The organism is Oribacterium sp. HCP3S3_B9 (assembly GCF_052064255.1).
In the GTDB taxonomy this organism is placed as follows: Bacteria; Bacillota; Clostridia; order Lachnospirales; family Lachnospiraceae; genus Oribacterium.
Genome location: NZ_JBQHVY010000001.1, coordinates 178,823 through 193,379 on the forward strand (window position 1 = coordinate 178,823; position 14,557 = coordinate 193,379).

General features: G+C 54.0%; 11 protein-coding genes. All 11 read right to left on the reverse strand.

Going from position 1 to position 14,557, the window contains the following annotated elements:
• Positions 1-209 precede the first annotated feature (209 nt).
• Positions 210-1,157 carry a MetQ/NlpA family ABC transporter substrate-binding protein gene (locus ACTNC3_RS00795; protein ID WP_441226157.1) on the reverse strand — a complete coding sequence of 316 codons (948 nt, stop codon included), beginning with the start codon at positions 1,155-1,157 and terminating at the stop codon, positions 210-212.
• Positions 1,158-1,240: 83 nt separating this feature from the next.
• Positions 1,241-1,903, reverse strand: coding sequence for a methionine ABC transporter permease (locus ACTNC3_RS00800; protein ID WP_410042448.1), 663 nt, complete (start codon positions 1,901-1,903; stop codon positions 1,241-1,243).
• 1 nt (position 1,904) lies between these two features.
• On the reverse strand, positions 1,905-2,930 hold the full coding sequence (locus tag ACTNC3_RS00805) for a methionine ABC transporter ATP-binding protein (RefSeq protein ID WP_441226158.1): 1,026 nt from the start codon (positions 2,928-2,930) through the stop codon (positions 1,905-1,907).
• 162 nt (positions 2,931-3,092) lie between these two features.
• Positions 3,093-4,490 (reverse strand): Sapep family Mn(2+)-dependent dipeptidase, encoded by a 1,398-nt coding sequence (locus tag ACTNC3_RS00810; RefSeq protein WP_441226159.1) that lies wholly within the window; start codon positions 4,488-4,490, stop codon positions 3,093-3,095.
• Positions 4,491-4,596: 106 nt separating this feature from the next.
• Positions 4,597-6,189 (reverse strand): peptide chain release factor 3, encoded by a 1,593-nt coding sequence (locus ACTNC3_RS00815; RefSeq protein ID WP_410042445.1) that lies wholly within the window; start codon positions 6,187-6,189, stop codon positions 4,597-4,599.
• Positions 6,190-6,299: 110 nt separating this feature from the next.
• On the reverse strand, positions 6,300-7,544 hold the full coding sequence (gene ftsZ / locus ACTNC3_RS00820; RefSeq protein WP_441226160.1) for a cell division protein FtsZ: 1,245 nt from the start codon (positions 7,542-7,544) through the stop codon (positions 6,300-6,302).
• A gap of 245 nt (positions 7,545-7,789) precedes the next feature.
• A complete protein-coding gene (locus ACTNC3_RS00825) occupies positions 7,790-8,548 on the reverse strand; it encodes a cell division protein FtsQ/DivIB (RefSeq protein WP_410042443.1) in 759 nt (252 codons plus the stop codon).
• Positions 8,549-8,673: 125 nt separating this feature from the next.
• Positions 8,674-9,807 (reverse strand): FtsW/RodA/SpoVE family cell cycle protein, encoded by a 1,134-nt coding sequence (locus ACTNC3_RS00830; RefSeq protein WP_441226161.1) that lies wholly within the window; start codon positions 9,805-9,807, stop codon positions 8,674-8,676.
• Between the two features lie 18 nt (positions 9,808-9,825).
• Entirely contained in the window at positions 9,826-11,181 is a 1,356-nt protein-coding gene (gene murD / locus ACTNC3_RS00835; protein ID WP_410042441.1) for a UDP-N-acetylmuramoyl-L-alanine--D-glutamate ligase, read from the reverse strand.
• 31 nt (positions 11,182-11,212) lie between these two features.
• Positions 11,213-12,175 carry a phospho-N-acetylmuramoyl-pentapeptide-transferase gene (gene mraY / locus ACTNC3_RS00840; RefSeq protein ID WP_441226162.1) on the reverse strand — a complete coding sequence of 321 codons (963 nt, stop codon included), beginning with the start codon at positions 12,173-12,175 and terminating at the stop codon, positions 11,213-11,215.
• Positions 12,176-12,313: 138 nt separating this feature from the next.
• The gene (locus tag ACTNC3_RS00845; RefSeq protein ID WP_441226163.1) at positions 12,314-14,488 is read right to left on the reverse strand and encodes a peptidoglycan D,D-transpeptidase FtsI family protein; all 2,175 of its coding nucleotides are present in this window, start codon (positions 14,486-14,488) and stop codon (positions 12,314-12,316) included.
• Between the last annotated feature and the right edge of the window lie 69 nt (positions 14,489-14,557).

Sequence of the window (14,557 nt, forward strand, 5' to 3'; positions counted from 1 at the left end):
AATAGGAAGGGTCAAATGCAAAAGTTATGGCACCCGCTCTTTCCATTCTCTTTTTTATATCCGTCCGCTTCACGCGCCCGCGTGACTCGTCGAACGCACGAAAAAACAGGCCCTGGAGCTTTCTCCAGAGCCTGTCGCCTGTTCACTTTTTTCTGGCCAATGCAGTCGAAATCAACACGGATGGCTGCTTCCTGTCTGCACGATCCGTTTTACTGAAGAGGGATGACACCGCCCTCATACTTCTCGTTGATGAAATCTGCAACCTTCTTCGACTGAAGAACCTCGACGAGCTTCTTCGCCCAGTCCGCGTCCTTATCCTTCTCTGCTACAGCGACGATGTTACCATAGGTCTGTGCAGCCTCGGAGTTCGGATCCTCCTGAACCAGTGCGTCGGATGGCTTGAAGCCGGCCTCGATCGCGTAGTTACCGTTCATGCAAGCGAAATCTACGGAATCAACCGATCTCGGAATCTGCGCAGCCTCTACCTCGAGGAGCTCTACATTGTGCGGATTCTCGACAATATCCTGCTTGGTGGCCTTGAGACCAGCACCATCCTTCAGGGTGATGATACCGTTATCCTGCAGGAGGAGAAGCGCACGTGCCTCGTTGGTGGTATCGTTCGGAACCGCGATCTGTGCACCATCGGCGATGTTTGCGAGATCAGAAGACTTGCCGGCGTAGATACCGAACGGCTCATAGTGGATCTTGCCTACAGATACGAGGCTGGTCTTGTTCTCTGCATTGAAGTCATCGAGGTATGGCTGGTGCTGGAAGTAGTTTGCCTGGATCTCACCCTGCTCGGTCGCGAGGTTCGGCTGTACATAATCGTTGTAGGTTACAATTTCAATGTTTACACCAGCGGCCGCAAGGTCATCCTTCGCTGCCTCGAGGATCTCTGCGTGTGGGCTTGGTGTCGCACCGATCTTGATGTCGACCGGCTCAGCGAGCGGCTCGATGGCGTCGGATGCCTCTGCAGCAGCGGCGGTCGTCTCAGCAGCCTCTGTCGTCGCTTCCGTTGCAGCCTCTGTCGCTGCCTCGGTTGCAGCGGCGGTCGTAGCAGCTGCAGTGGTTGCCTCTGGTGTGCTGGATGAACCGCAGGCTGCAAGGGATGCAGCAGCGAGAACAGCAGCAAGTGCAAGTGTGATGTTCTTCTTCATAATTTTTTCCTCCTCACCGGTCCTCGACCGGTTCTTCGATACCATATGCATCGTTTATTTATATCCAGTGGGATATACAAATGTTAATTTCTGGCCCGCTTATCGGTTTTCGCACTTAAGCGCATCCAGAATTCCTGAATGATCTGTACGAGGATCACCAGTACTGCGACCGCGATCAGCATGATGTCGGTCTGATAACGATAGTAGCCATAGTTCAGTGCGATCGCACCGAGTCCGCCACCACCGACGAAGCCGGCCATCGCCGAGTAGCTGAGGATCGTCGTGATACAGATGGCTGCACCGACGAGAAGACTCGGCTTCGCCTCCGGCAGCAGCACCTTGAAGATGATCTGCGTGTTCGTCGCACCCATGGACTTCGCTGCCTCGATGACGCCAGCATTGACCTCCTTCAGACTCGACTCCACCATACGTCCGATGTACGGTGCCGATGCGATGATCAGCGGTGGAATGATGGCCTTCGGTCCCAGTGTCGTGCCGACGAGCATCTTCGTCAGCGGCAGCACCATCACCAGCAGGATCAGGAACGGAATCGAACGGAAGATGTTGATGAGCACCCCGAGCACCGTATGAACCGGTGTCATCGGATGGATGCCATCCTTATCTGTCACCACCAGGATCACGCCCAGCGGGATACCGATCAGGTACGAGATACTGCTCGAGATCAGGGTCATATATATGGTGGCCCAGGTTTCCTTCAGATACATGGAAATCGATGATGCATCCATCTTACTTCACCTCCTCAAAGCGGATATCGTTCGATCTCAGATAGTGGGTGATGCGTTCTGCCTCCTCCACACTGTCCGGAAGCTCTACGACCATCTGTCCGACGGCCTGGCCCTCTACCTCCTTCGTGTTGGCGAAGAGGATATTGACCGGCGCGTTGCAGCTCAGTACGATGTCCGAGATGATCGGGCGATGTGCCTTCTGTCCATCGAAGATGATACGGATCTTCGGATTCTTACTGTCCCCGAAGTTCACCGGCTGGATCGCATTGGCATTGCCATCCCCGAGGATCAGACGGCGTCCGATCTCTGTCTTCGGATTACTGAAGACCTCCGATACCGGACCGCTTTCCGCGATGTGACTGTGGTCAATGATGGCGACATTATCACAGATGGCTTCGATGACAGACATCTGATGCGTGATGACGATGACCGTGACGCCCATCTCCTGATTGATTTTCCTCAGAAGATCGAGGATCTGCTTCGTGGTCTTCGGATCCAGCGCTGAGGTCGCCTCATCACAGAGGAGCACCTTCGGATTCGTCGCGAGCGCCCGGGCGATCGCCACACGCTGCTTCTGTCCACCCGACAGCTGGGACGGATAGTTCTTCACCCTGTCCTCGAGGCCGACGAGCTTCAGCAGCTCCATCGCCCGCTCCTGTGCCTTTTTCTTCTCGACCCCTGCGATCTCCAGCGGGAAGGTAACATTCCGAAGAAGATTCCGCTGATCCAGCAGGTTGAACTGCTGGAAGATCATGCCCATCTTGCGACGCGCCTCCCGGACCTCCTTATCGCTCATATCCCCGAGGGACTTTCCCTCGAAGAGAACCTGTCCGCTCGTCGGGACCTCCAGATAATTGATACAGCGGACCAGTGTCGACTTGCCCGCGCCGGAGAGACCGATGATACCCTGTACCGAGCCCTCCAGAATGTCCAGATTGATGTCATCGAGCGCATTCACGTCCCCACTCGAGGTGTGAAAGGTCTTGCCCATATTCACCATCCGGATGATCTTATCACCCTTTGCCATACTACATCCTCCCGAGGCCGCGGGTTCGACGTCTTTCACTCGCCGCCTCTTTTTAATGTCCACAGTTTACGACTTCTATAAGTTAAAAGCAAATACATAATAACAATAATCCGCTATAGGGCATGCCTATAGCGGACTCAACTCTCGATGTTTCTTTATGTATTATGAGCAGAGCTCGATGATGGCTTCTGCATAGACCTTGGTCGCCAGCACGATGTTCTCGAGATCGAAAAACTCATCCGCACCATGCATGTGCGTGTCGATGCCAGGAAGAACCGCACCGAAGGCCACACCATTCTTGATGTCATGAACGTAGGTACCGCCGCCGATGGCCATCGCCTCACCCTTGAGACCAGTCACCTGCTCATAGGCACGAAGCAGCTTCTGAACGAATTCACTGTCTGCAGCCACTCTGTGTGGCGGAATCATACCCGGGGTCTCGAAGTCGAAGCCATGGGCATGCGCCGTCTTCTCCGCTGCATCCTGACAGTTTTCCTTCGTCGCCATCACCGGTGTACGGCTGTCGAACTTCACCTCGACATAGCACGGATCCACATGATAGAGGTCCGGTGTACAGGTCAGTGCATGGGACTCCGCATCCTCCATCTTGATACCGAGGTGCGCACCGTCGGTCTCCGCCCACGGGAAGATCTCCAGCATAGCCTTAATCGCATCGATCTGTGCACAGGCAGCGAGCGGAAGCTTCGTCGCCAGGATCATCGCAGCGAGACCTGCGTTCTTACCACCCTCTGGGGTAGACGCATGTGCAGATACACCGACGATGGTGATTTCATCCACACCGGTCTGTGTGCACTCTACACCGCAGAGCTCGCTGACCTCGTTCATCGGTGCCTCTGCGAGGTTCATATCGAGACCCTCGAAACGAAGGGTCGCCTTCTGAGGAACGGCATTCAGTGCAAGACCTGCCTCGAGTGAAACGAGACGTGGGAGTGCGGTCGACTCCTCTACCGTCTTCGAAATCGTGCCACGGAACTGGCCCTTCTCGATGTTGATGAGCGGGAACTCAGCATCCGGAGAGAAGGTCATCTCAGCCTCCGGCTCGGTCGCATAGTACTTCGCGATATCGGTACCGGAGCCGGTCTCCTCGTCCGCACCCATGATGAGACGAACGCCCTTCTTCAGCTCGACACCGGTCTCCTTCAGTGCACGCATCGCATACAGCGCACAGAGAAGCGGTCCCTTATCATCGGAGGTGCCACGGCCATAGATACGGCCATCCTTCACGATCGGCTTGAACGGCTCCGTCACCGTCCAGCCCTCGCCTGCCGGTACGACATCGGTATGTGCCAGCATATCGAGGCATCTCGGAAGAGAAGGATCGAAATCGGCGGTACCTACATAGCCGTCGTAGCTCTGCACAGGGAAGCCGTACTTCGCTGCCAGATCGATACCGAAATTCAGCGCATCGAAGGAACCATCACCATACGGCTTTCCTTCCGCATATGCGCCCTTTACAGAATTGATCGAGCAGAAATCGATCAGATCCTTTGTATACTCGTCGATGTGCTCTTCGATCCACTTATTTACTTTCTCATTCATAACAGTCTGTCCTTTCAACTATGATAGCTCCTGTCAGATGACAGTTTTTTCATCGAAAACCCGCGTGCACAGCCGCCGGCTTTCGTTTTTAATAGTAGAAGCCGCCTTAGTTCCGGCTGAATTCCGTCAGCTTCAGTTCCTTATTCCGCTCGAGTACCATACCAACGGACCACTCGTGTGCAAACAGCAGCAGCGGACGATCCTTCAGATCCTTTACGATCTTCATGTCGGAGGTTCCCTGGATATGATCGATATCGACCTCGGTGTAGTTCTCCACCCAGCGGATATAACCATATGGCAGCTGATCGAGCTTGATCTCAACATTGTACTCGTTCTTCAGACGGAAGCTCAGTACCTCGAACTGGAGAACGCCGACCACGCCGACGATGATCTCTTCCATACCGGTGTTGTACTCCTGGAAGATCTGGATCGCACCCTCCTGTGCGATCTGCGAGATACCCTTCACGAACTGCTTCCGCTTCATGGTATCCACCTGACGCACACGTGCGAAGTGCTCCGGTGCGAAGGTCGGGATGCCTTCATACGAAAACTTCTTATTGGAAAGCTCCAGTGTATCACCGATGGAAAAGATGCCCGGGTCGAAGATACCGATGATATCGCCCGCATACGCCTTCTCCACGATCTTACGCTCATCCGCCATCATCTGGGTCGGCTGGCTCAGCTTCACCTTACGACCGGTCTGCACATGGTTGACTTCCATGCCGGCATCAAACTCACCGGAGCAGATACGCATGAATGCCACACGATCACGGTGCTTCGGATCCATATTGGCCTGGATCTTGAACACGAAGGCAGAAAATGCCTCGTCCACCGGACTGATGATGCCCTGGTCACTGCTTCTCGGAAGTGGCGGCAGCGTCATCTTCAGGAAGTGCTCCAGGAAGGTCCGAACGCCGAAGTTGGTAAGCGCCGATCCGAAGAAGACCGGTGTCAGGTCGCCGCGATCGACACGCTCCTGGTCATACTCGTCAGAGGCACCATCGAGAAGCTCCAGGTCCTCCTGCAGCTTATCATAATACTCGAAGCCGACCATGTCCTTGAGGCCAGGATCATTCACCGAAACATCCTGCTCGGCCACGGCCTTCGTACCGCCGGCGTTTGCCGTAAAGAGCTCCACCATCTCGGTCTCACGGTCATAGACGCCCTTAAAGTTACGCCCACAGCCGATCGGCCAGTTGATCGGGCAGGTATGAATACCGAGGACGTTCTCGATCTCATCAAGCAGCTCGTATGGATCCCGGGCCTCACGGTCAAACTTGTTGACGAAGGTAAAAATCGGGATATGGCGCATCACACAAACCTTGAACAGCTTGATGGTCTGCGGCTCGACACCCTTCGCACCATCGATGACCATGACCGCACTGTCGGCTGCCATGAGTGTCCGGTAGGTATCCTCCGAGAAGTCCTGGTGTCCCGGTGTATCCAGGATGTTAATGCACTTTCCTTCATAATTAAACTGAAGCACAGAGGAGGTAACCGAAATACCTCTCTGCTTCTCGATCTCCATCCAGTCGGAAACCGCATGCTTGGTTGCCTTACGCCCCTTGACGGTACCTGCGAGATTGATCGCGCCTCCATACAGAAGGAACTTCTCCGTCAGTGTCGTCTTGCCGGCATCCGGGTGAGAAATAATCGCAAACGTACGTCTCTTCTCGATTTCTTCTTTTAAACTTGCCATTCTATCCTCAATAATCTAAAAACACACACAAAATCGTCAATCATCATAGCACAAAAAAGGCTATGCCGTAAAGACATAGCCTCTCATTTCTATCTTCAGGGTTGAAGTGATTACTTTCTGTTTCTCAGGAAGTCCGGAATATTGATGGACATTTCCTTATTCTGCTGCGGACGGAAGGTCGGCTGCTGCGGCTGTACCGGTGCTGCGCCCTGTGCAAGCGTCTGCTCCTGTGGTGCTACCGTCACCGGAGTCGTCGGACGAAGCTGCGGCTGGAAGCTGGTGTTTCCGTTCAGGAAGCTCGGCATGGTCGGTCTGACCGTGGTCTCTGCTGCCTGCACTGCTGGTGCGGCTGCCTTCGGCTGCGCCGGCTTCTTCAGCGTATCAAATGCAGAGCTGGTCGCCGCGGAATCCTCGATACCGGTTGCGATGACGGTGATCTTACACTCATCCTGGGCATTCTCGTCATACATCGCACCGAAGATGATGTTTGCATTATCACCTGCCAGCTCCTCGACATAGGAAGCGGCTTCGTTTGCCTCTACGAGGGAGATGTCTCCGGAGATGTTGATAATCACATCTGTAGCGCCCTCGATGGTGGTCTCGAGAAGCGGGCTGGAGATCGCCATCTTCACCGCCTCGGTCGCCTTCTCGTCACCCTTGGCTGCGCCGATACCGACATGCGCCACACCCTTATCCTTCATAACAGAAGAAACATCTGCGAAGTCGAGATTGATGAGGCCTGGAACATTGATCAGATCCGTGATGCCCTGTACAGCCTGCTGGAGAACCTCGTCGGCCTTCTTCAATGCATCCGGCATCGTGGTTCTGCGATCTACGATCTCAAGCAGACGGTCATTCGGGATGACGATCAGGGTGTCTACGGACTCCTTCAGCTTCTTGATGCCATCGATTGCGTTCGTCATACGCTGACGAGCCTCGAAACGGAACGGCTTCGTCACGACGCCGACGGTAAGGATACCCATATCCTTCGCAATCTTCGCGATGACCGGTGCTGCACCGGTTCCGGTTCCGCCGCCCATACCACAGGTAACGAATACCATATCGGCACCCTGCAGTGCAGCGGTGATATCCTCAGAGCTCTCCTCTGCAGCCTTCGCACCTACCTCTGGTCTGCCGCCGCAGCCGAGTCCCTTCGTCAGCTTCTCGCCGATCTGCATCGTGGTCGGTGCCTGGCTGTACTGAAGCGCCTGCTTATCGGTATTGATGCCGATGAACTCGACGCCCACGATACCATCCGTCACCATGCGGTTTACCGCGTTGTTACCTGCGCCACCAACACCTACGACGATAATCTTTGCAGCTGCCTCTGACTCAGGAAGCTTAATCTCAAGCATAATCTTCCTCCTTCAATCCCTCATATATATTCATTATATAAGATAACCTGTTTTACTGCGGCCACATACGCATATGACTGCACAATAAGATAATATACAAACAAAGCTATCAGATTGCAATAGCTTAGTCCATATAATATTACCACGCTTAGAAGTGGAGCTCTATCGAAATTTTCACATTATTTCTTACTTTTTTATAACTTCAGCCGTCGTTATGCGCAGAAAACGGTGCTGTTATGCGCAGATCAGCCCGTCTTTTCCTTGAAAATATAGGACTCATGATCCGAGGTCTCCGAATAATCTGAAAGATTCAGCTCCCCCTTCCGTCCACTGAGATGGGGCAGGATATCATGCAGCGTCGAGATTTTCATCTCCATGTCCTTATTACTGCCGAGGCGGACGCTGATGTCGCCGATGCGGAGTGTGGCATTCAGAAGTGAATCGTACTGAATCTCCTCACAGTCGATATCGTAGGTACGAAGTGCGCCGGTCAGGTTCAGGATATTATTGAAGACATCCTTATTTTCTACCGGCAGCTCCCGGTAGAGAACGATGGAGCCGAAGCTGAGACCGCTGATGCGCGGGATTCCCTCCAGCCGGTTGCCGGTGGACTCTACGATGATACCATCCTTATCGAAGTACATATGACTCGACATATAATCCACATAGCCGACGACATTTTTCTCATAGACGGTGATGCTCACCGCGAAGGGACCGTCGAAGTCGATATCATAACGCTGCACAAACGGAAGTTCCTTGTGCGGCTTCGTCTTATCCTTCACGAAGCACCAGGCCGTATCCGTATCCCATGGATCCGAAAAAATCATCTGGACGATCTCATCACTGCTGTACTGTGTATTCCCCACCACCGTGAAACGCTGAATCCGTACACTGGCGAGCAGGATGGCGATCAGCAGGAGCAGGACGACGATGCTCCAGCGAAGCAGATGCCGCTTATTCTGGTCCCTCGGATCATCGTAGCCGTAAAAATCTCTATCTGTCATTCTATACGTTCTTTCTGTTTACGTTCTGTTCCATTGCGATTTTTGCAATGCACACTGTCTGTTCTTTTCGGTTCTTTACTCTACCATAAAAAAAAGAGCTTTGCCATGGGCAAAGCTCTGAATACTTACGTCGGATCTTCCAGTCGGATCTGCCGTGAAACCGACAGCGCGAGACCGATCTCCGCCATCAGCAGCATCAGTGAAGTACCACCATAGCTGACAAACGGGAGCGTAACACCGGTATTCGGGATGGTGTTCGTCGCGACACCTATGTTCAGGATGACCTGCAGCGAGATGTGGCACAGAATTCCGATCACCAGCATTGACCCATAGAGGTCACGGGCATTTCGTGCGATATCGAACAGCCGGTAGATGATGAACACATAAATGAGAATCAGTGAGATCGCGCCGAAGAGGCCGAGCTCCTCACAGATGATCGTAAAGATCATATCATTCTGTGCCTCCGGCATGAGAAATTTCTGTACGGACTCACCGAGGCCCTTACCGAAGATACCGCCGGAGCCGATCGCATACAGGCCCTGCAGGGTCTGGAAGGTTTCGTCTGAGTAGCTCGCCGGATCCTTCCATGCGAAGATACGTGTCAGCTGATAATCCTGCAGGATGTTCAGCGCGGACAAGAGCTTCGCCATCGGATAGGCGAAAATGTACACGAGGACGCCCGCGACGCCACAGAGAACGAAGGGCCAGTACTTCTTCGATGCGATCCACATCATAAAAAAGGTGATGCCGAGGATGATCATGGCGGTCGACAGGTTCGTCGCCGCGACCACGATGCCCGGCGCGATGCCGACCAGCGCGACCTTCCACCAGGTTCTCCCGTTGTTGATCTGATATCCATAGTGGGTAATCAGATACGAGAGCAGTACGATCACCGCGATTTTCATGATCTCCGAGGGCTGGAAACGCACACCACCGAGCCGGATCCACCGCGCGGAGCCGTGGGAGGCGACACCGATGACCATGGTCGCTACGATCAGCAGCCAGGCCACGATATACAGGATCTTCGAAAAGATCGCGGTCAGGTGGTAATCGATGACCGACACGATCAGCATCGCTACGAGGCCGCCGGCCGCGAACACCGCCTGATGCCGGAGAAAGTACATGGCATCATTCATCTGGCTCTGCGCCGAGTAGCCGGAAGCCGAGTACATCATGATCATACCGAAGCCGGTGATGAAGATGACGGCAAACAAAAGGCTGTAGTCATAAAAATATTTTCTTTTCTTCTTCGCTGCCATCCTTCCTCCTGTCCATATTTACAGATTCTTTACGCACTCCTTGAAGATGCGTCCACGCTCTTCATAGTTCGGGAACATGCCCCAGGATGCGCAGGCCGGGCTCAGAAGGACATAGTCGCCTTCATCCGCATATGCCGCACAGTCCTTCACGGCCTCATCCATATCCTCTGCGAACATGACATTCGTAAAGCCGTACTTCTTCGCACACTCTGCGATGATGTTCCGTGTCTGCCCGATCAGAACGAGGTACTTGACGCGGCCCTTAAAGAGCTTACACCAGTCATCGAAAGGGATCTCCTTGTCATAACCGCCGCCGATCAGAACGACCGGCCCCGGCATCGCCAGCAGTGCCTTGATGGCTGCATCCGGATTGGTGCCCTTCGAGTCATTATAGTAACGAACGCCATTGCGCTCACGTACGAACTCGATGCGGTGCTCCACCGGCTTGAACTTCTTTACGGCCGAGATGATCTTCTGCATCGGCACGCCCATCTCCATAGAGACAGCGATGGCGCACATGATATTCTCGTAGTTATGTGCACCGAGAAGGTTCGTATCCCGTACATCGAGCAGAGCCTCATCCTCGCCATCATGCGCATGATGAATCTCGAAGTTCTTATAGTAGAAGCCATCCTTCAGCTCATGTGCAGAGCTGAACCAGATGACCTGTGGCTTCAGGGTCTTTCGCTTTCCGAACTTCCGAAGCTCCGGATCTTCATAATTCAGGACGATGAAATCCTCCTCGGTCTGGTTCAGCGCGATGCTCTCCTTCACCTTCACATAGTTCTTCATCGTTTTATGACGGTCGAGATGGTCCGGGGTGATGTTGGTGATGCAGGATACATGCGGATGGAAATCCATGATGGTCTCGAGCTGGAAGGAGCTCACCTCGAGGATCGTCGCAGAGGCATCCGTCGTTTCCAGTGCTTCGGCCGTAAACGGATTACCGATGTTTCCACATATATGCGTATCGTCGTAGGTCGTTTTAAAGATTTCACCGATCAGGGAAACCGTCGTGGTCTTGCCGTTCGTTCCAGTCACGGCTGCAAGTTTCCCCTTGCTGGACTGGTACGCGAGCTCGATTTCACCCCAGATCGGGATCTTCGCCCCATCGATCAGCTTCACAAACGGCTTATCGAGCGGGATACCCGGGCTGATAACTGCGAGATCTACGGATACGAGATCCGTCGGCTTCAGTTCTCCGACCACCAGTGAAATCCGATCTCTCTTTCTGAAATTTTTCATCACCTTCACGGTGTCCAGCTTTTCATTGGAATCGAACAGAACGACCTGTCCTCCCAGCTGTAAAATCTGCTTTGCGGCGCAGATACCGCTTTTTCCCGTGCCGAGCACGAGCACCTTCTGACTATCCATCTAATCCACCCCTATTATGTTCTACTGTCTCTTACATCCCCAGGCTCGCCACCAGACATAAGAGCACTGTCAGCACTGTGAAGACTGTCACCACCTTCGTCTCCGACCATCCTCCGAGCTCAAAGTGATGGTGAATCGGTGCCATGCGAAAGATCCGCTTTCCATGTGTTTTCTTAAAGTAGGTCACCTGGATGATGACCGACAGTACTTCCACAAGATAAATCAGTGCAAAGATCGGTATAAAGAGCGGGATTCCCATCTCGAAGGCCGCTGCCGCGACGAAGCCGCCGAGTGCCAGTGATCCGGTATCCCCCATAAATACCTTTGCAGGGTAGCAGTTAAACATCAGAAAGCCCATCAGTGCCCCGAACACCGCACCGGAAATCGGTGCAAGCTGTGCATCTGCCTTTCCGAAATACAGGCTGACGAAGCCGAGGAACAGTGCGATCACAGCCGTGACAGAGCTCGCGAGTCCATCGAGACCATCGGTGAAGTTCGCACCATTGTCCGTACCGAGCACGATGAAGAGCAGTGCCGGCACATAGAACCATCCGAGATCGAGATAGATCTCCGTAAACGGGACCTGCATACGGTGATCATAGGCAGGCGAGAGATAAAGATACAGTGCGAAAATCACACAGAACACCAGCTGGCAGAGAAACTTCTGCTTCGGATTGAAGCCCTCGGACTGATGCTTCACGACCTTCAGAAAGTCATCGATGAAGCCGACGATACCGAAACCGACCGTGAGAAGCATCACCGGAAGGATCTTCGGATAGCGGCGGACATAAACGAGGCTGACGATCACGATGGCCAGTACGAACACGAGGCCACCCATCGTCGGTGTGCCCTGTTTCTTAAGATGTGCCTTCGGTCCATCGTCCCGGACCTCCTGCCCGAATTTCAGCTTGTGAAGCTCCGGAATGGCGAAAGGCATCGCAAGGGCTACCAGCGCAAAGCCCATAAGAATAGAAACAACAAAATCAAGATACATAATCTAACTCCATATATAAATCTTCCACTGCCGGAGACCCGGATAAGCACTGAACCTTAAGAAAATCGTAATGGGGTCTGACCCCCTTACGGTGAGCTTAAGAATTTCGTAAAGGATTCTTAATGGGGTCTGACCCCATTAATTTTCGGCGGAGGTTTCGGTTTCGCCTTCGCTGCTCTCGCCCGGCACGGCCTCCGGGAGCGCGAAGCTCGCGTCGTCACCCGCCGGTTCGATGTACTCGTCGGTCACCGTTGCAGCCGTGGTCGGCGTCATCACATTGCCATCCGCATCGGTTTCGGTGCTCGTTTCGTCCGCCGTGGTTTCACTCTCCGCGCCGTTCTCACCGCCTACCTGTGCACCCATCGTCTCGGAGGAGATGCCCTCCGGGTTCTGCTGAAGCTGCGCGTTGATGGAATCCTCCGGATCGGTATCTCCGGATGGTGCGATATTCAGGAACTGCAGCGCATCGTTCATGATTTCACGCTCGATGTTCACGGCGAAGGAGGCCGTCGCCTGTGCCTCTCCGACGAGGTTCGGCGTATCGACGATGACGTAAACAAGTAACTGCGGATCCTCCACCGGCGCGAAGCCGCAGAATGAGACGAGGTAGTTCTTCGCCGAACGTGGCAGCTTCTCGGCGGTACCGGTCTTGCCACCAACATGGTAGCCCTGGATCTTCGCCTTCTTACCGGTACCCTCTTCTACGGTGGTATAGAGGGCCTGCTTCAGGAAGTTACTCGTCGACTTCGAGCAGGTGGTGCGGAGAAGCTCCGGCTTCACATCCTCGATGACGGTGCCGTTGCCGTTCAGGATCTGCTTCACCACATGTGGCTTGTAGTAGCTGCCACCGTTGATGATGCTGCAGTACGCAGCCGCCATCTGAATCATGGTGACGTTAAAGTTCTGGCCGAAGGAGTTGGTCGCGAGGGCCGTACGTCCCATGTTTTCTGCATTGTACACGAGGTCCGTGGTGTCAGCCTCTGCCGGCAGGTCGATGCCGGTATACTCACCGAAGCCGAAGATATGCTGGTACTTCACGAAGTTCTCGGCGCCTTCATTGAACGCGGTATTCATGAGGTATACGTTACAGGACTTCGCAAGCCCCATCGTGGCATCGAGCACGCCGTCACCGTTCCGGTTATGACAGCGGATACGCCAGGTATGGATACCGTCGTTCAGCTCGATGTAGCCCTGGCAGTCGAAGGTCGTATTCGGTGTGATGGACTTCTCCTCCAGTGCACCGGCGATCGTGATGCTCTTCGCTACCGAACCCGGCTCATAGGTATCGGATACCGGGATATTTCGCCACAGCTGGTTCCAGGTCACCTGACGGCCATAGGACAGGATGTCCTCGGTCGAATAGTACTTCGACACCTCATCCTCTGTGATCGCGGCGGCATCCGGATTCTCTCGACGATATACGCCGACGGCCTCCTTGCGGCCGAGCTGCATGAGATACTCATCGGTATAGACCGAGCTGTCCAGCGCACGCGGATCGTTCAGGTTAAACTGATTGGTGGAGCCCATCGCGAGCACCTCGCCGGTGTTCGGATCCATGACGATCGCCGCCGCCATCTTTGAGCCCACATCTTCTGTCTGCCACTTGTTGAGGTACTTCTCCAGCGACATCTGAATATTCGTATTGATGGTCGTCACGACGGAATTACCGTCGGTCGGCTCCTTCAGTACGGACTGCAGCTTCGTATCGCTGTCGAGGTAGCCGTACTCCCGGCCATTGACGCCCATCAGGGTATCGTTGTAGTACTGCTCGACGCCACCGGTTCCGCTGGAGCCGTCGGCACTCGAGAAGCCGATGATGTTGCAGGCGAGGGAATCGTACGGATAGGTACGCTTGTACTCATCCTCGAACCAGATGCCCTTGATGCGTGCCTTCGAGCCACTGCTGACATACGCGGCATTCTGCTCCTTCACATACGCTTCCCAGGCCGATTTCTGGTCGTAGCTCAGTCCCTTCGCATACTTCACATAGGACTTGTCGGCCTTTTCGCTGAGCAGCTTTCGAAGCTCGGTCTCATCGTATTCGAAGCAGGCGACGAGCGCCTGAATCGTCGGATCCACATAACGCTCATCCTGACCGGAGTAGATGACACGCGGGTCGATGATCAGGTTATATACCTTCTGGCTGGTCGCCAGCACCGTACCATTCCGGTCCATGATGTCGCCACGCCGGAACGGAATCGTACGTGAATCATAGGATGCCTGTCGCTGGGACAGAACGATCTTGTTGTACTCCTCGCTGTTGTTTTTTACCAGATTATAAATCGCCAGGATAAGCGCAATTAAAGCTAGCATGATCACACATAGTGTGACGGCTAGCTTTCTCTGCATGTACGGGGGAAGAATCTTCCCCCGGTTTCGTCT